Origin of the sequence: Pseudomonas putida, assembly GCF_002025705.1 — a bacterium.
Classification (GTDB): Bacteria; Pseudomonadota; Gammaproteobacteria; order Pseudomonadales; family Pseudomonadaceae; genus Aquipseudomonas; species Aquipseudomonas putida_J.
The window spans coordinates 1166684-1183182 of sequence record NZ_CP018846.1 but is presented as its reverse complement, the minus strand read 5'-3'; the positions used below and the strand labels follow the sequence as shown (position 1 = coordinate 1183182).

16 protein-coding genes are annotated in these 16499 nt (G+C 57.0%); 8 read left to right on the top strand and 8 right to left on the bottom strand.

Annotated elements, in window-relative coordinates:
- Positions 1-34 precede the first annotated feature (34 nt).
- The 3 genes from BUQ73_RS05430 to rfbB form a co-directional block, all read right to left on the bottom strand.
- Positions 35-367, bottom strand: a complete 333-nt coding sequence (locus tag BUQ73_RS05430; RefSeq protein WP_060483760.1) for a ComEA family DNA-binding protein — start codon at positions 365-367, stop codon at positions 35-37.
- A 186-nt stretch (positions 368-553) separates the two neighbouring features.
- Positions 554-1447: a glucose-1-phosphate thymidylyltransferase RfbA gene (rfbA, locus tag BUQ73_RS05425; protein ID WP_079226981.1), complete on the bottom strand. Its 894-nt coding sequence runs from the start codon at positions 1445-1447 to the stop codon at positions 554-556.
- Positions 1444-2526 (bottom strand): dTDP-glucose 4,6-dehydratase, encoded by a 1083-nt coding sequence (rfbB, locus tag BUQ73_RS05420; RefSeq protein ID WP_079226980.1) that lies wholly within the window; start codon positions 2524-2526, stop codon positions 1444-1446. Before rfbB ends, rfbA begins: the two co-directional genes overlap by 4 nt.
- Positions 2527-2659: 133 nt before the next feature.
- Between rfbB and BUQ73_RS05415 the strand changes: the two genes are divergently transcribed.
- The 8 genes from BUQ73_RS05415 (at position 2660) to rffA (ending at position 9967) form a co-directional block, all read left to right on the top strand.
- On the top strand, positions 2660-4561 hold the full coding sequence (locus tag BUQ73_RS05415; RefSeq protein WP_152031509.1) for a hypothetical protein: 1902 nt from the start codon (positions 2660-2662) through the stop codon (positions 4559-4561).
- Entirely contained in the window at positions 4561-5535 is a 975-nt protein-coding gene (locus BUQ73_RS05410; protein ID WP_161492830.1) for a glycosyltransferase family 2 protein, read from the top strand. The genes BUQ73_RS05415 and BUQ73_RS05410 overlap by 1 nt, the downstream gene beginning before the upstream one ends.
- Complete coding sequence (locus tag BUQ73_RS05405; RefSeq protein WP_079226978.1) at positions 5535-6443, top strand: hypothetical protein; 909 nt, start codon at positions 5535-5537, stop codon at positions 6441-6443. The genes BUQ73_RS05410 and BUQ73_RS05405 overlap by 1 nt, the downstream gene beginning before the upstream one ends.
- Positions 6443-7066: a hypothetical protein gene (locus tag BUQ73_RS05400; protein WP_079226977.1), complete on the top strand. Its 624-nt coding sequence runs from the start codon at positions 6443-6445 to the stop codon at positions 7064-7066. Before BUQ73_RS05405 ends, BUQ73_RS05400 begins: the two co-directional genes overlap by 1 nt.
- 100 nt (positions 7067-7166) lie before the next feature.
- Positions 7167-7403 carry an acyl carrier protein gene (locus BUQ73_RS05395; protein WP_079226976.1) on the top strand — a complete coding sequence of 79 codons (237 nt, stop codon included), beginning with the start codon at positions 7167-7169 and terminating at the stop codon, positions 7401-7403.
- Between the two features lie 20 nt (positions 7404-7423).
- Entirely contained in the window at positions 7424-7837 is a 414-nt protein-coding gene (locus tag BUQ73_RS05390; protein WP_079226975.1) for a GtrA family protein, read from the top strand.
- A gap of 7 nt (positions 7838-7844) precedes the next feature.
- Positions 7845-8714 (top strand): class I SAM-dependent methyltransferase, encoded by an 870-nt coding sequence (locus tag BUQ73_RS05385; protein ID WP_079226974.1) that lies wholly within the window; start codon positions 7845-7847, stop codon positions 8712-8714.
- A 149-nt stretch (positions 8715-8863) separates the two neighbouring features.
- Positions 8864-9967, top strand: coding sequence for a dTDP-4-amino-4,6-dideoxygalactose transaminase (gene rffA, locus BUQ73_RS05380; protein ID WP_416171816.1), 1104 nt, complete (start codon positions 8864-8866; stop codon positions 9965-9967).
- A 106-nt stretch (positions 9968-10073) separates the two neighbouring features.
- Here rffA and BUQ73_RS05375 read toward each other — a convergent pair whose 3' ends face one another.
- From BUQ73_RS05375 to wecB, 5 genes are all read right to left on the bottom strand, one after another.
- Positions 10074-12071 carry a polysaccharide biosynthesis protein gene (locus tag BUQ73_RS05375; protein WP_079226972.1) on the bottom strand — a complete coding sequence of 666 codons (1998 nt, stop codon included), beginning with the start codon at positions 12069-12071 and terminating at the stop codon, positions 10074-10076.
- 50 nt (positions 12072-12121) lie between these two features.
- Positions 12122-13141: an MraY family glycosyltransferase gene (locus tag BUQ73_RS05370; RefSeq protein WP_079226971.1), complete on the bottom strand. Its 1020-nt coding sequence runs from the start codon at positions 13139-13141 to the stop codon at positions 12122-12124.
- The gene (locus tag BUQ73_RS05365; RefSeq protein ID WP_079226970.1) at positions 13138-14103 is read right to left on the bottom strand and encodes a UDP-glucose 4-epimerase family protein; all 966 of its coding nucleotides are present in this window, start codon (positions 14101-14103) and stop codon (positions 13138-13140) included. Before BUQ73_RS05365 ends, BUQ73_RS05370 begins: the two co-directional genes overlap by 4 nt.
- Complete coding sequence (locus BUQ73_RS05360; protein WP_079230484.1) at positions 14100-15296, bottom strand: glycosyltransferase family 4 protein; 1197 nt, start codon at positions 15294-15296, stop codon at positions 14100-14102. The genes BUQ73_RS05365 and BUQ73_RS05360 overlap by 4 nt, the downstream gene beginning before the upstream one ends.
- Positions 15297-15366: 70 nt before the next feature.
- Positions 15367-16497 (bottom strand): non-hydrolyzing UDP-N-acetylglucosamine 2-epimerase, encoded by a 1131-nt coding sequence (gene wecB / locus BUQ73_RS05355; protein ID WP_079226969.1) that lies wholly within the window; start codon positions 16495-16497, stop codon positions 15367-15369.
- Between the last annotated feature and the right edge of the window lie 2 nt (positions 16498-16499).

The following is a 16499-nucleotide window of genomic DNA, read 5'->3' as shown; positions in this document are numbered from 1 at the left end:
CGGGGCAGACAGTCGCCAGCCCCGGCCAGTTACCCTACTCCACTACCAACTTGCCACGGTTACGCTCCAGCAGCGCATTGCCTATTCCCTTGATTTCCAGCAGTTCATCAACTGAAGCGAACGGCCCGTTGGCCTCTCGATAAGCCACGATTGCTTCGGCCTTCGCTTTGCCAATGCCATTGAGCTCCTTTTGCAAGGTCAGTGCATCTGCGGTATTCAGGTTCAACATGCCGGATGACGCCTGCACCTGACTTACCATCGGCACCGGTTCCATTGGTGCAGTGGCAGTGGCTGGCGCGGCGCTGAGCGAAAAGGACAAGCCGGCAAAGAGCGGCAAGAGCAGATAATTGAGAACGGTATTTCGCATGGCAATCACTCCTGTGAGTTGAGTTGGAACGCAGCAAGATCCTTGGCTGCCCACTCAAGCTAGCGGCTCACAGGCCATTCTCCCAGCGTTTGCCGCAAGGGAATGGTTACCAGATTAGACGTCACTGGATGTTGCACGCCCGACTGGTGAAATATCCCACAGCAGGCGTGCACAGGCCCTTCAAATTCAGAAGATAGTGTCGTGTAGCACTCGTTGCAGATACTGCCCATAGCCGTTCTTCATCAGCGGCGCGGCCAGCTTTTCCAGTTGTTCAGCGTCGATCCAGCGCTGACGGTAGGCAACCTCTTCAGGGCAAGCGACCTTCAGGCCCTGCCGGCGTTCGATGGTGGCGATAAAGCCGCTGGCTTCGAGCAGCGAATCGTGGGTGCCGGTATCCAACCATGCATACCCCCGCCCCATCACCTCGACGGACAACTGCTCGCGCTCAAGGTAAAGGCGGTTGAGGTCGGTGATCTCCAGCTCGCCGCGAGGCGAAGGTTTGAGCCCTTTGGCCATCTCGATCACGTCCTGATCGTAGAAATACAGCCCTGTGACTGCGTAGCTGGACTTGGGCTTTTGCGGCTTCTCTTCCAGACTGATGGCCTTGCCGCGGCTATCAAACTCGACCACACCATAACGCTCTGGGTCGGTCACATGGTACGCGAAGACACTGGCGCCCTGGTTGCGCCCCATCGCATCGTACAGCAGCGCCTGGAAATCATGGCCGTGATAGATGTTGTCACCCAGCACCAGTGCCGAGAGGTCATTCCCGATGAAATCCTCACCAATGATGAAGGCTTGCGCAAGGCCGTCCGGCGAGGGTTGCACGGCATAGGTGATGTTGATGCCCCACTTGTGGCCATCGCCGAGCAACTGCTCGAAACGCGGCGTGTCCTGCGGGGTAGAGATGATAAGAATGTCGCGAATGCCCGCTAGCATCAGCGTGGTCAGCGGGTAGTAGATCATCGGTTTGTCGTATACCGGCAACAACTGTTTGGAAATCGCCAGTGTGGCAGGATGCAGGCGAGTACCCGAACCGCCTGCCAGAATGATGCCTTTGCGTTGTTTGAGTGTACTCATTTGTCGTGCTTCCCTGAACGGCAGCTGTAGTTCTTTTCAACCCATTCCCGATAACTGCCCGACTGCACCCCTTCGACCCACGCCGCGTTATCCAGGTACCATTGCACTGTCTTGCGAATACCGGTCTCGAACGTTTCACTCGGTTTCCAGCCCAGCTCCCGCTCCAGCTTGCGGGCATCAATGGCATAGCGTCGATCATGCCCCGGGCGATCGGCGACATAGCTGATCTGCGCTGCATAGGGCTTGCCGTCTGGCCGCGGGCGCAGCTCATCCAGCAAAGTGCAGACCCGCTCGACGATTTCCAGGTTCGGTTTCTCATTCCAGCCACCGACGTTGTACACCTCACCCACCGTGCCAGCCTCCAGCACCCGGCGGATAGCGCTGCAATGGTCCTTGACGTAAAGCCAGTCGCGAATCTGCTGACCGTCGCCATACACCGGCAGCGCCTTGCCACCCAGCGCGTTGACGATCATCAGCGGAATGAGCTTCTCCGGAAAGTGCAGTGGCCCGTAGTTGTTCGAGCAGTTGGTGGTCAGCACGGGCAAGCCATAGGTGTGGTGGTAGGAGCGCACCAGATGGTCACTTGCTGCCTTGCTCGCCGAATAGGGGCTGTTGGGTTGGTACTGATGGGTTTCGGTGAACGCCGGCTCGCCGGCCTTGAGCGAGCCGTAAACTTCATCAGTGGAAACATGCAGAAACCGGAATACTTCACGCTCCGCCCCTGCCAGGCCTTGCCAGTAGCTCCGTACCGCTTCGAGCAACTGGAAGGTGCCGACCACATTGGTCTCGACGAACGCCTGCGGACCGTGGATGGAACGGTCGACATGCGACTCGGCAGCAAAGTTGAGCACCGCGCGCGGTCGATGCTCGGCCAGAAGCCGCTGCAGCAGCGGACCGTCACCGATATCCCCGTGCACGAATACATGTTGCGGATTGCCTTGCAGGCTGGCCAGGCTTTGCAGATTGCCAGCGTAGGTCAATTTGTCGAGGTTGATGAGGGTTTCGCCCGATTGGCTCATCCAATCCAGTACGAAGTTCGCACCGATAAAGCCGGCGCCGCCGGTAACCAGGATAGTCATGGATTCAGGTCGATCTCACGCAGGTCGGTAGGAAAGATTCCGTAAGTGTAAACGAGATCATTGAAAGCGTATCGGCAGGGGTGGGGCTTGGTTTAATGGTCAAGGCAGCCGATGCATGAACGGTGTAAGGCTCATGCTACTGACAACCTCTGGGGCAACGCGTAAAGTGCCTCCATTTTTAAACCTAATGACTGAATCGTCTGCAACAGTCAAATTCGATAAGGAATTCAACGCCGTGAATGCAGTGTTTCAACGAGCACCGATCGCAGCATGCGCAATCGGCACACTCATGTTACTGGGTTGGCTGCTCAAGTTCAGCGCATACGGCATCGACTTCACCGACGAAAGCTTCTATCTGGTCTGGATCGCCACGCCATTCCTCTACAGCGCCTCCACTACCCAGTTCGGCTTTGTTTACCACCCTCTCTATCAACTACTGGGAGGCGATATTACTGCCTTGCGGCAAGCGAACATACTCATCACCTTTGCCCTGGCCTGGGGTCTGTCTCAAGCGTTCCTCAACTCAATCTCGCCAAAGCAGTCAGAACAACGCCTGTTACGAGTGACATTGAGCGCTGGCCTGGCAACAGCCGCACTGCTGATTTTCGACACCTGGCTGGTGACCCCGAGCTACAACAGCCTCACGCTGCAGGCGCTGCTGATCACGACTACCGGCTTGCTGATGGCGGACAAACCTCTGCATCGTGCCAGCCTGGCGGGCTGGGTGCTGATCGGTATCGGCGGCTGGCTCGCATTCATGGCCAAACCGAGCACCGCGATGGCGCTAGCGCTAGTTGTGACATTGTGGTTGCTGGCTTTGCGACGATGCACCGTGCGCTCACTGCTGCTCGCGGGCGCTTGTGCGCTATTGCCATTGCTGGCCAGTGCCTGGCTGATCGACGGTTCTGTTGTCAAATTCGCGGCACGCATTCAAAAGGGCATCCAGCTTACTCAGGACCTGGGCGGAGGTCATACACTGCTCAATATCCTGAGGGTTGACAGTTTTACGCTGGACGACATGCTCTTGTACCCGCTTTTGGCGACAGCCCTCGCCATTTTCATCGCCACGGGATTGCTGCTGGCAAAACACAAACATTGGCAATATCTGAGTTTGCCATTGTCACTTGCATTTTTCGTTTTCACTGTGACGCAGGTGCTTGGCCACCAGTTCTGGGCTGCCTCTCTAGGGCCGTACCAAAGTCTGTGGATCTTCGCTGTAATACTGGCCGCATTGCTGGTTTGCCTGCTCATCGGACGCCTCAAGGCGCTGGCGAACATAACCCTCGCGCAATGGGTGATGGCCGTGCTGCTCATGGTCACTCCGCACATGTACGCATTCGGCACCAATGGCAACTACTGGAATACCGGGGGATACGCCGCGATTTTCTGGCTGCTCGCCGGGTTGACGCTGCTGGGGCCGCTATTCCGACAGCAGGTTTCATTGCTCCCCCTGGTTCCCGCCGTTCTCGCCACCCAGGCAATGGTAGCCACCCTGGTGCAAACGGGTCTCGAGCAACCTTACCGCCAGCCCCAGCCCCTCAAGCTCAACACCAGCACTCAAGCACTGGGGGCCAATGGGGCCAAACTCCAGCTGTCCGAAGGCTACGCGCAATATTTCTCCAGTGCGATGGCGGTAGCCCGAACGGCCGGGCTGCAGCCAGGCACGCCGATGATCGATCTCTCTGGCCAGTCGCCAGGCATCCTTTATGCGCTAGGTGCAAAAAACATCGGCCAAGCGTGGCTGGTAGGCGGCTACCCCGGCAGCCTCAAGCGCGCCAGTGAAGCTCTTTCGCTGGTGAACTGCCAGACAGTGGCCGCTTCATGGGTGCTATGGGAACCAGATGGCCCGCGCAGCCTGCCCGTTGAAACACTTTTGCAGCAAGGTGCTCGGTTCCCGGACGACTATCGCCAAGTGGGCACTTGGCGAACTGCACTTGGTGCTGGCGGATATGCCTTTGAGCGGGAGCAAGTGCTCTATGCTCCTGTCAACGTCGAAGACACTACACGTGCTTGCCTGGCTAAAAGAGAACAATGATGCCAACCACTGAGAACCTTTCGACTACCCACGGCCGGCACTCGGGCATCAGTGTGGTGGTGCCGGTCTATCGCAGTAAAGACACGCTGCATGTCTTCCACGAACGGATCTCACGGCAACTGGATGCCCTCACCGATGATTGGGAACTGATCCTGGTTGACGACGCCAGCCCGGACGACACCTGGAGCATTGCGTGTGAATTACATGAAAAGGATACCCGTGTCAGGTGCATCCGCCTGGCGCGCAACTTTGGGCAGCAGCACGCCACCTTGTGTGGCTTGGGGTATGCCAACAAGGGCTATGTATTCACCATCGATGACGACCTGCAGTGCTTTCCAGAAGACTTGCCGCTTTTCACCAAACAGCTAGATGCGGGAAAACGAGTGGTCATCGGCAAGATCGAAGCCTCTGAGAAACAGCACCATTGGTGGCGCAACATCGGCTCACGGCTGAACTTGCACCTCGCGGGCAAAATCATCGGAAAACCCAAGACGATGGCCCTGTCCAGCTTTCGTGCCATGACCCTGGACGTGGCTCGCAAGTTGACCGCCTACAAAGGCGCGCACCCTCACATCGCCGCGATGCTGTTCAAATCGGTACCGCACTCGCTGATCTGCAACGTGCCCATCCGCCATGCCTCTCGGCTGGACGGGCAGAAAACCACCTACTCGCTGGCGAAGCTGATCAAGACGTTGTCATATCTCGTGATCAACCACTCTTATCTCCCGCTGCGCTTCATGATCGGTTGGGGGGTGATGATCAGTTTGCTGAGTATCGCTTATGCGATATGGGTCATCGTGCAAGCCATCTTTGCCGAGCATTCCGCCCCCGGCTGGGCGTCTCTTGCAGTGCTGGTGTCATTCCTGAGCGGAAACATACTCCTGGCACTGGGCGTACTTGGGGAATACCTTGGCCGCCTGGTGGAGGAAGCCAGTAACGTTGAACAGTTTTCGGTTTTTGAAGAGAAGCTCTGATGACCACTCGCCTCGCTCACCACTTCAACATCAGTGATCACTTCGCTACTGAAGTCATCGTCGAGGACGGCAGCTTCGCCACTCTCGACGAAGCTGACACCATCACATTGGGTAGCCTGGTGTACTGCCAGAACCTGCATTATCTGCAGAAGGCCGCAACGAACCCAAACGTCTGCGCGGTTATCTGCACACCCGCGCTAATCGACGAACTGGCTGGCACCGGCAAGGCAATCATCGTTGCCGAGAACCCACGCCACGTATTCTTCGAACTATATCTGCGCCTCAAAGCCAGCGGTGACATCCTCCCCCAGATGAGCTACGGCGTCGGCGAGGGATGCAGTATCCATCCCAGCGCAGTGGTATCGCCCAAGGCCCGACTGGGTAATCGCGTGGTCATTGGCGCCCACAGCGTCATCGAAGATTATTGCGAGCTCGGCGACGACGTCGAGATAGGCGCGAATGTGGTCATCGGTGCTGAGGGCCTACTCACCCTTCGCCAGGCCGATGGGCGGCTGGTGCGAGTCAGCCATGCCGGCGGCGTCACGATCAGTGAGGGCTGCCAAATCCTCTCAGGTGCAGTTATTGCCAAGTCGCTGTTTCGCGGCTTCACGTTCATTGGCCGACACAGCCAGATCGGCATCATGACCAATATCGGCCATGGCGCTTACGTGGGTGAGGCCTGCGTCATCTCGGGCAACTCCGTCATTGCCGGGCGCAGCCGACTGGAAGATCGAGTGTGGGTAGGTACTTCGGCATCGGTCGCGCAAGGCCTGGTTGTGGGCCAAGGCGCACAAATCAAGATGGGCGCAGTGGTGGTGGCCGACGTTCCGGCCGGCGCAGTGATGTCAGGTAACTTCGCCGTCAATCACCGGGTGAACATGACCCGCTACCTGAAGGGAACTGCCTGATGGAACGCTATCCGCTCGACATTGGTTTCAAAGGGGAACGAAACTATATCCATGGCACGGATATGTTCGATCACGCAATGCGCATTATTCGACAACATCGATCGGGCGAAATCCGTGATATCGAATTTATCATCCAGCGCATGGCCACCCAGTACTTGCAACTTGAAGTAGAACAGGCAGAAGGCTCCCGAAGCGCCGGTCCCGATGATGTTGCCGTGATCAAATTCACGATTGGCGAAAAACGGTTTGTCGCGCGTTTGGTGACTGCGCCAGGTGCACCGCAGGCTCGCGTACCTTATGACGAATCGCTGGTCACCCGGCACTGTCAGATCAATACCGCGGGCAGAAGCATTCGATTGGCCGAAGACTGCTCCGGCCACAGCAGCATCGAAAGGCTGGTGTCGATGAACAAAGCCTTGCACTTGGCCGTACTTGAGAAACCTGCCGACACTCAATGGGTATTTTGCCGCTGGGACAGCTCTGGCTGGCCCATGCCCGAGGATTTGAACCACGCTGAAATCATTCTGAGACAAACGCTGGGATCACGCCTGACCCGTGCCGACGTCATGTTGAACGACTGCCAGCTTGGACAAATCTTTTTCAGCGCCAAGCCGGCATCGTGATAGGCTCCGGCGCAGCATGGCAACCGTATGACCAGGCCTTAGCCGTCTCGACCCAACATCTGCACAGCAGCAACGTGAATCAGAACAAGAGGAACACTTAATGCCCATCACCCGCGAAGACATTGTTGAGGTAATCCGTAAGGCAAAGGCGATCGAAGCACCGGAAAGTCTGCGACCAGAGATGAGCATTACCGAGCAGGGCGTTGACTCTCTCGGCCTGTTCAGCGTTGTGCTGGCCGTACAGGATGCCTACGGCATCGCCAACAACGATGCAGAGGTCGACCAGTTGCAAACCCTCGATGACCTGGTGGCTTACGCCAACACACACGCCGCGTGAAACCCATGAGTGCAAGCCGCATGCGCCTCGTCGATCTGTTTCGACAAGGCACCCGTTATCCGATTGTTCGGTATGGCATCGTCGGCGTGCTCAATAACCTGCGTGGTTACTTGATCTACCTGTTGTTGACGTGGCTCTGGCTCGAGCCCAAGACAGCGGTTGCAATCATGTATCCCGTGGGCGCGACCATGGCGTACTTCGGGCATGCGCGCTATTCATTTTCATACAACGGAAGCGCGGCGCACGGGGTGCTGCGTTACTGTATTGCCCATGCGATCGGTTACAGCGCAAACATCGGTATCCTTTACGTGCTTTCCGACAAATTGGGGTTTGCTCACCAGTTGGTGCAGATCTTCGCTATTTTCGCGGTGGCCGGCATTCTGTTCATACTCTTCCGTTGGTTCGTTTTCCCCAATCGCCCAATGCCATCTTGAGCAAATCATGCTTCTATGCCCTTCGTGCGGTAAACAGAACATCAATGCAGAACATGCCTGTCCTCAATGCCACTTCGAACCCGCACGGGTCGATGGTTTCCTGGCTTGGGCGCCTGAACTTGCAAAGCATAACGACAGTTTTCACGAGACAAGCTTCGAAGGGCTAGCTCGCGTAGAAGCCGGCAGCTTCTGGTTCAAATCACGCAATGCGATCGTGCAATGGGCGCTGCGCAAATACTATCCGAGCTTTCAGTCGCTGCTGGAGGTGGGCTGTGGTACCGGGTTCGTGCTGTCCGGCATCGCTAAAGCGTTCCCGAATGCGCGGATTTGCGGCAGTGAGATCCACACTGCCGGGCTTTCATTCGCAGCCAAGCGACTGCCAGGCGCCGAACTGTTGCAAATGGACGCACGGCGCCTGCCCTACGAAGCCGAATTCGATGTTGTAGCCGCATTCGACGTGATAGAGCATATCGTCGAGGACGAACTGGTGTTGCAGAACTTCTACCGGGCCACCAAACCCGGTGGGCTTTGCCTGTTGACGGTACCGCAGCACCAATGGCTATGGAGCCCGGCTGACGATGCGGCCTGCCACAAGCGCCGTTACAGCGCTGAAGAGCTGCATAGGAAAGTGACAGCCGCAGGCTTTCGGGTTGTGCGTAGCACCTCATTCGTAACCTTGTTATTGCCAATGATGATGGCGGCACGCTGGAAGGCTCGACGCACCGGTCGTGCCGGGGGCAGCGAGGCCATTTTACTGAATCCGACACTTGAGCGAGTGTTTGAAGCGATCATGCGCATCGAACGTCAGTTCATCAAATGGGGACTAGATCTCCCCGTAGGCGGCTCCCGCCTGCTGGTCGGAATCAAGGACACTTAGTCGGCGTACCTCTACCACGCTCGGCATCCAAGCTGCGCTTTCATCCCACACCAGCGAACGCTGATGACCCGCATCGAACTTGTCGACAGACATCTTAAGTTAAAAGGTATCAACCTGTGACTGAAAAGATTCCGTTCAACCGTCCCTACATGACCGGTAAAGAGTTGTACTACATTGCCGAAGCCAAGTTCGGGAACAAACTGGCTGGCGATGGCCCTTTCACCATGTATTGCCACAACTGGCTGGAACATAAGAGCGGCTGCAACAAAGCCTTGCTAACCCACTCCTGCACCGCCGCACTGGAAATGGCGGCCCTGCTGCTGGACATTCAGCCAGGCGATGAAGTCATCATGCCTTCGTACACCTTCGTATCGACAGCCAATGCCTTCGTGCTGCGCGGGGGAGTACCGGTTTTCGTGGATATACGCGAAGACACGCTGAACCTTGACGAGCGCCTGATCGAAGCCGCCATCACGTCACGCACCCGCGCCATCGTGCCCGTGCACTATGCAGGCGTTGCCTGCGAAATGGACGCCATCATGGCAATCGCCGCGCGTCATGGGCTGAAAGTTGTAGAGGATGCCGCCCAAGGGGTCATGGCTTCCTACAAAGGTCGCTCGCTGGGCAGCATCGGCGACTTGGGGGCCTACAGCTTCCATGAAACCAAGAACGTCATCTCGGGCGAAGGCGGCGCGCTGCTGGTCAACGATCCGGTACTGACGCAGCGTGCGGAAATCATCCGTGAAAAAGGCACCGATCGCAGCCGATTCTTCCGTGGCGAGGTGGACAAATACACCTGGCAGGAAGTGGGGTCGTCGTTCCTGCCAGGGGAACTGATCGCAGCGTTTCTCTGGGCGCAACTGGAGGAAGCCGAACGGATAACCGAAGACCGCCTGGCGATCTGGCAGCGCTACCATGACCTGTTGCAGCCGCTGGAAGAACAAGGTTTCCTGCGTCGGCCGATCATTCCAACAGACTGCCAGCACAATGCTCATATGTATTACGTACTGCTGGCGCCCGAGATCGACCGGCGGCATGTGCTGGCCGAACTGAAGAAAAACGAAATAAACGCTGTGTTCCACTATGTTCCGCTGCATTCCTCACCGGGTGGACGGCGCTACGGGCGAACCCATGGTGACCTGACAGTAACCGAGGGGCACTCGGAGCGCCTGTTGCGCCTGCCGTTGTGGCATGGCCTGTCACTGCAACAGCAGGAGCGAATTGTACAGACACTGCACAAAGCAGTGGCCTGAACGGCTGCTGCACCTTTCGCGAGGTCAGGAGCAGCGATCACCCGTGCCATTCGTCGAACGATGTACGGCAAATGGCACGGGCTCATCTATACGTCAAGGTGATGGCCTAGGGTTCAAGCCGGCGCTGCTGGTAGATCCAGTCAACGATGTCGCCCTCAGGGGCATAGCCAATCACGGTTTCACGCAGCAACTGCCGGACCCGCACAAAGTCATCACGCGATGCCGCGTCCAGCAATTGCGACAAAGCGTCCTTGAGCGCGTCCCACTGGATGAAGTCTTCGTTGGCACTCATGATCATCGGGTGCCGCGTGGCAAGCACGTTGTCTCCAATCAGGAGCTCTTCGTACAACTTCTCTCCAGGGCGCAAGCCGGTGAACTCAATGGCGATGTCGCCCATCGGGTTGCGCTCGGAGCGAACGCTGAAGCCTGACAGGTGAATCATTTTTTCGGCCAGCTCCACGATGCGCACCGGCTCGCCCATGTCGAGGACGAATACATCCCCGCCCTTACCCATCGACCCAGCCTGAATGACAAGCTGCGCAGCTTCCGGGATGGTCATGAAGTAGCGAGTAATCTTCGGATGCGTGACAGTGAGGGGGCCACCAGTCTTCAACTGCTTGTGGAACAGTGGAATCACTGACCCTGACGAGCCCAGCACGTTACCGAAGCGGACCATGGTGAAGCGGGTCTTGTTGACCTGCGAGACATTCCCGAGATCACCAAACAGTACCGGCGCCAGCTCTCGGCTGAGAGCCTGCAGAGTCATTTCGGCAAGACGCTTGGTGCTGCCCATCACGTTGGTCGGGCGCACGGCCTTGTCGGTAGAAATAAGCACGAAGTTGGCGACACCAGCCTGCAAGGCAGCCTGGGCAGTGTGCAGGGTACCGATCACATTGTTGAGCAAACCTTCAGCAATGTTGTGCTCGACCATCGGCACGTGTTTATAAGCTGCGGCGTGGTAAACCGTGTCAACACGCCAGGTCTTCATAATGTCCAGCAACTGTGCCTGGTTGCGCACGGACCCGAGAATCGGGATCAGGCGAATTGCCAGGGACTCACGAGCAATCCGCTGCTCCAGCTCCGACAGGATGCTGTACAGGTTGAACTCACTGTGGTCGAACAGCAGCAAAGTGCGAGGCTTCTGGCCAAGTATCTGCCGGCACAGTTCCGAACCGATCGAACCCCCTGCCCCCGTCACCAGCACTGTCTGTTCCACAATGCAACGCTGCAACAGGTCAGGCTGTGCAGGTACCGCATCGCGGCCCAGCAGATCGGCAATATCGACTTCGCGAATATCATCGACCTTGACCCTGCCACTGGCCAGATCCATGAATCCGGGGATCGTCCGGACATGCAACGGGAAGCCTTCAAGGAAATTGAGGATCTCCCGTCGACGCGTGCGAGTGGACGATGGTATTGCCAGCAGAATCTCTTGAGCACCCGTTACGTCGATCAGCCGCTGCAGCTGTTCCGGGTGATATACCTGGAGGCCTGCAATCACACGGTCGGTCAGGCTAGCGTCATCATCAATGAAGGCTACCGGACGCATGACTTTATCCATGCGCAACGCAGCCACCAACTGGTTGCCTGCTGCACCAGCGCCATAAATAGCGACTTTAGGCAGACCATCGTCACGGCTGGCGAACGGCACGTGCTGCACCGCGGCGGAGAACCAGTCACCAAGAAAATACTGACGCATGGCCAAACGCAACCCGCCAACCAGGATCAGGCTTAACCACCAGTAGTTGAAGGTAATCGAGCGTGGCACCACATTCTGATGGTTGCTTGCCCAATAGATGATGAAACCGAGAATCAGAGCCGAGAGCGTGACGGACTTGATGATGGCAATCAGCGCGTCGTTACCAAAATAACGCATCACGGCACGATAGAGGCCAAACCGGATAAACAGCGGGATCGCGACCAGTGGCGCACACACGAAGAGCCATGTGTGATCGATGATCGGGTTGGCCATCTCATCAATGCCCAGACGCACGACAAAAGCCAGCCACAAGGCAACCCATATCAGCCCGATATCGGTAATGACCTGCAACAGCCGTTTATGCCGCCGTGGCAGAGCTAGCAGTTTTGTACGCACGTTATCCATAAATCCTCTGAAGGCTTCCACATTACCCAAGCGAAACGCTCCAACCAACTCTAGTGCCGATCTTCCAGGTCGCCTGCGCGGTAGCGGACCGCAAGGACGACCAATGGTACATAGGCGATAACCACGCCCAGAGTGCCATCCAGGCCGAGCTGCGCGACACAATAAGCAACCGGCAAAAGCCAGCACAGGTTGAGCGCTGCGACGGCAAGGGTAACAGGCAAATGCTTACCATACTCACGGGAAGCGAACTGGTAGGCATGGCTGCGGTGCGCCTCGTATACCTTATCACCCCGCAACAAACGCCTGATCAGGGTGTAGGTCGCGTCGACGATGAATACGCCGAGCAGAATCAACCAGCACCAGAACATCGGCGGCGATACCCAGGCTGCCTGTAACGATAACCCGCCCAGAACAATGCCAATGAAGCCGCTGCCAGCGTCGCCCATGAAAATTTTCGCCGGCGGGAAATTCCAGAAGAGGAAACCGCCCACTGCTGCGGCCATGAGCAATGGCAGGATTGCGGGCCCATTGAGGCCAGAAAGCCAATACAGCAGAGCACCGCTCAAGCAGGCAGTAATAGCCTCAATGCTGGCGATACCATCAATACCATCCATGAAATTGTAGAGATTGAGCAACCAGACCAGATAGACAGCTGCAAGCACGCCTCCGATCCAACCCAGCTCCAGGTGCCAGCCAAAAAGTGACAAGGGGGCCAGCCCTCCCATCCAGGCAAGGATCCATGCCGCAGCAGCAAAATGGCCTAGCAGGCGCCAACGTGCGGCGATATGGCCGTGGTCATCCATGAAACCGATGATTGCAATCAGCGCGCCTCCGCCGCCAAGCGCAACGAGGGTGGGGATGTGCTCCGAGCCGGTCGCTATCAATGCCACGATCGCAATCAAGAACGACATGACAATCGCTACCCCGCCGCCTCGTGGCGTAGGCACAGTGTGAGAGCTACGTGCATTGGGCACATCAATGACACTGCGCGCCATGGCGTAGCGTCGCAAAGCGGCCGTCATCACCAGGGACAAGATCAATACGGCGAGAAGAGACCACAAAAGCATCATTTCTTATCGGTTTCCTGGTAGTGCCTGGCAGCGGCGAGCAAGGCCGCATCGACTTTGACCGGTGGTTGCCAATCGAGCAACTCACGGGTTTTACGAATATCCACTTGCAACGATCCACACAACCGTTGGGACAACGAGCGTTTGCCAAGCGACACAGCAGCTGCGCTCAGTGCCCAGGCTGGGACTGGCAACAGTCGAGCAGTCTTGCCCAGCGCCGCTGCCATTCTCCGCAGCAGTGCCGTGGTGGACAGGTCTTCACCGTCACTGACCAGGAAGGTCTGGTTGGCCGCCGCCGGGTGGTCGATACACGTCACGATCAAATCAACCAGGTTATCCAACGCCACCAGGCTACGGCGATTGTCAATAGCACCGAATGGAAGTGGCACTCCGCGGTCGAGCCAACGCATCATGTTGAGGAAGTTGGCCTTTACTCCTGGCCCATACACCAGCACCGGACGGATGATCACCACTTCCAGGCCAGACTGCTGCGCCAGCTTGCGCAACTCCACTTCCGCTTCCATCTTGGACACGCCATAAGGGTCCAGAGGCATTGGTTGATCTTCAGCGGTATAAGGTTTGCCCTTGGGTGTCCCTTCACCATTGACCTTGATCGAACTTATGAACACGAAGCGCTTGACACCAGCGGCGATCGCTTGCCGTGCCAAGGCAAGCGTTCCTTGCACATTGACTTTGCGGAAGGCAGCCAATGGATCGGACTCGGTGTCATTCATCACGTGGACACGGGCCGCACTGTGAATGACTACGTCGCATTCAGCCAGTGCACCATGCCAATCATTACCTTCTTCGAATGCCTCGAAGGCCACGGTGCGCACGTTTGCAGGCAGCTTGGAGCCACCCTTACGCACTGCGGCGATCACCTCACGCCTCTCTGAGCAGAGCCTGCGCAATACGGCGCCGCCCACGAAACCACTGGCTCCGGTGAGAAAAACCTTTTGTGTCATCGTCCTGACCTTCTCAAAGTAGCCTCGCTGAAAAGACGTTCCAGACGCGACATCAGCGCGGGCTTTGCGAATTCCCGTTCATAATATTGGCGCCCTGATTCGCCCATCTTCTTGCGCTCAGTCAACGACAAGCCCGCCAGCTGCTCGGTAATGGCGGCGAGCGCCGAGCCATTTCCCGACTCGCAGGCGAAGCCAGCACCTGACTCTTCGATCACCCGGGCAGCCTCACCATTGATCATGCCGATCACAGGCCGGCCGGAAGCCAGATAGGCTTGCACCTTGCCGGGAATGGTTTTTTCGAACACATCGTTGGTACGCAAGGATACCAACAGCGCATCCGCCTGAGCGAACAAGGGCGGCATGGCCTCCAGTGGATGGCGGCCAAGCAGCAGGACATTGTCCAGCGACCGGTTGCGAACCTGTTCCTCGAGCCAACCACTCATTCGCCCATCACCGACGATCACCCAGCGAATGGACAGCTTGCCGCGCAGCGCTTGGGCAGCGTCAAGAATCGCAGGAAAGTCCTGCGCCTCCCCCACGTTGCCTGCGAACACCACAGTGAAAGTGGAGTCATCACGATCTACCAGCTTTGAAGGCTCAAGGTGTTTGGCCGAGAAATCATCTTCAGCCCAGCTGGGGAAGTACACAAGGCGCTCGGGATTGATCGGGCGCGTGCAGTACTGCCGCACATTGTCGAAGAAACCGTGTGACTGCAACAGCAGATAATCGGTGCGGTTGTAAATCCAGGACACAGCTTTGCCAACCAACCCCAACAGCTTGGGGTTATGAATGACATTCACCGCACGAAGCGTTTCAGGCCATAGATCAAGGACCCAGACGAAAACCGGTGCGCGCTTGAGTTTGCCGAGCAGCACTGCAGGAATTGCCGAAAGTATCGGCGACACCGCATAGACGAACATCGCGTCATAGTGGCGCCCTCTCAATTTGAAAGCACCCAGAATCGATGCCGATACCAGGAACGAAAGGTAATTCAGAACCAGCTGAATACTACGTTTCCCGCGCGGAACCAGCGGCACACGCACGATTTCGGCACCTTCATAGCAGGAAAACGCCCCGGGATTATCCTTGTAACGCCGAAACACCTGCCCTTCCGGGTAGTTGGGCAATCCGGTAAGTACGGTAACCTCGTGACCTTTCTCGACAAAGTCGCGGACCATGTCGTTGACACGCATGTTCTCAGGCCAGAAGTACTGGGTTACAACGAGAATCTTCAGCTTCTTTTGCGTTAGTACTTCCACTGGTTCAGTACCGCTTCCAGACAGTTCGGTTCACGTAATCGGTGTAGCTGTGAACAATACGCACGACCTTGTCCGAAACATTGGGCATGCTGTAATCGCCGACCAGGCGCAAGCTGCGCTCTGCACCACGCAGCTGGCTTTCAAGAATGCTCATTCCTTGCAGCACACGAGCCGTATCCAGCCCGACCATCATCGCTGCTGCCTCTTCCATGCCTTCCGGGCGCTCATGCGCTTCACGTATGTTCAGCGCGGGGAAGTTGAGTATCGACGCTTCCTCATTGATCGTGCCGCTATCTGACAGCACTGCCTTGGAAGTGAGTTGCAGTTTGTTGTAGTCCTTGAAGCCCAGCGGCTTGAGCAGGCGCACGTTGGCATGGAAAGTCACGCCCATGGCATCGACCCGCTTCTGGGTACGTGGGTGAGTAGAGACGATGACCGGAAGATCGAACTGCTCTGCCACGGTATTGAGCACATCGACCAGTTTGAGGAAGTTCTTGTCGGAATCGATATTTTCCTCGCGATGGGCGCTCACCACAAAAAACTTGCCTGCCTCCAGGCCAAGGCGCTCCAGCACGTCGGAAGCCTCAATACCTTCTCTGTAAAAGTTGAGGACTTCGAACATCGGGCTACCAGTTTTGATGACGCGATCTGCAGGCAGGCCTTCACGCAACAGGTAGTCACGGGCGATAGTGCTGTAGGTGAGGTTGATGTCAGCAGTGTGATCGACGATGCGGCGGTTGATCTCCTCAGGCACGCGCATGTCGAAACACCGGTTGCCGGCTTCCATGTGGAACGTCGGGATCTTGCGGCGCTTGGCCGGGATCACCGCCATGCAGCTGTTGGTATCGCCGAGCACCAGCATGGCTTCCGGCTGGACTTCGGCCAGAACCTTGTCCACCGCAATGATCACATTACCGATCGTCTCTGCACCGGATGCACCAGCCGCATTCAGGAAATGGTCCGGTTTGCGAATACCCAAGTCCTGGAAAAAGATCTCGTTCAGTTCGTAATCGTAGTTCTGCCCGGTGTGGACCAAAATATGATCACAATGCTCGTCAAGGGCACTTAAAACGCGCGACAGGCGAATGATTTCGGGGCGAGTGCCGACGACGGTAACGATTTTCAGCTTTTTCATAA

Excerpts from the sequence above, each read along its gene's own strand:
- BUQ73_RS05430 (WP_060483760.1), bottom strand. The coding sequence starts at position 367 with ATGCGAAATACCGTTCTCAATTATCTGCTCTTGCCGCTCTTTGCCGGC.
- rfbA (WP_079226981.1), bottom strand. The coding sequence starts at position 1,447 with ATGAGTACACTCAAACAACGCAAAGGCATCATTCTGGCAGGCGGTTCG.
- rfbB (WP_079226980.1), bottom strand. The coding sequence starts at position 2,526 with ATGACTATCCTGGTTACCGGCGGCGCCGGCTTTATCGGTGCGAACTTC.
- BUQ73_RS05415 (WP_152031509.1), top strand. The coding sequence starts at position 2,660 with ATGCTACTGACAACCTCTGGGGCAACGCGTAAAGTGCCTCCATTTTTA.
- BUQ73_RS05410 (WP_161492830.1), top strand. The coding sequence starts at position 4,561 with ATGCCAACCACTGAGAACCTTTCGACTACCCACGGCCGGCACTCGGGC.
- BUQ73_RS05405 (WP_079226978.1), top strand. The coding sequence starts at position 5,535 with ATGACCACTCGCCTCGCTCACCACTTCAACATCAGTGATCACTTCGCT.
- BUQ73_RS05400 (WP_079226977.1), top strand. The coding sequence starts at position 6,443 with ATGGAACGCTATCCGCTCGACATTGGTTTCAAAGGGGAACGAAACTAT.
- BUQ73_RS05395 (WP_079226976.1), top strand. The coding sequence starts at position 7,167 with ATGCCCATCACCCGCGAAGACATTGTTGAGGTAATCCGTAAGGCAAAG.
- BUQ73_RS05390 (WP_079226975.1), top strand. The coding sequence starts at position 7,424 with ATGCGCCTCGTCGATCTGTTTCGACAAGGCACCCGTTATCCGATTGTT.
- BUQ73_RS05385 (WP_079226974.1), top strand. The coding sequence starts at position 7,845 with ATGCTTCTATGCCCTTCGTGCGGTAAACAGAACATCAATGCAGAACAT.
- rffA (WP_416171816.1), top strand. The coding sequence starts at position 8,864 with ATGACCGGTAAAGAGTTGTACTACATTGCCGAAGCCAAGTTCGGGAAC.
- BUQ73_RS05375 (WP_079226972.1), bottom strand. The coding sequence starts at position 12,071 with ATGGATAACGTGCGTACAAAACTGCTAGCTCTGCCACGGCGGCATAAA.
- BUQ73_RS05370 (WP_079226971.1), bottom strand. The coding sequence starts at position 13,141 with ATGATGCTTTTGTGGTCTCTTCTCGCCGTATTGATCTTGTCCCTGGTG.
- BUQ73_RS05365 (WP_079226970.1), bottom strand. The coding sequence starts at position 14,103 with ATGACACAAAAGGTTTTTCTCACCGGAGCCAGTGGTTTCGTGGGCGGC.
- BUQ73_RS05360 (WP_079230484.1), bottom strand. The coding sequence starts at position 15,296 with ATGCGTGTCAACGACATGGTCCGCGACTTTGTCGAGAAAGGTCACGAG.
- wecB (WP_079226969.1), bottom strand. The coding sequence starts at position 16,497 with ATGAAAAAGCTGAAAATCGTTACCGTCGTCGGCACTCGCCCCGAAATC.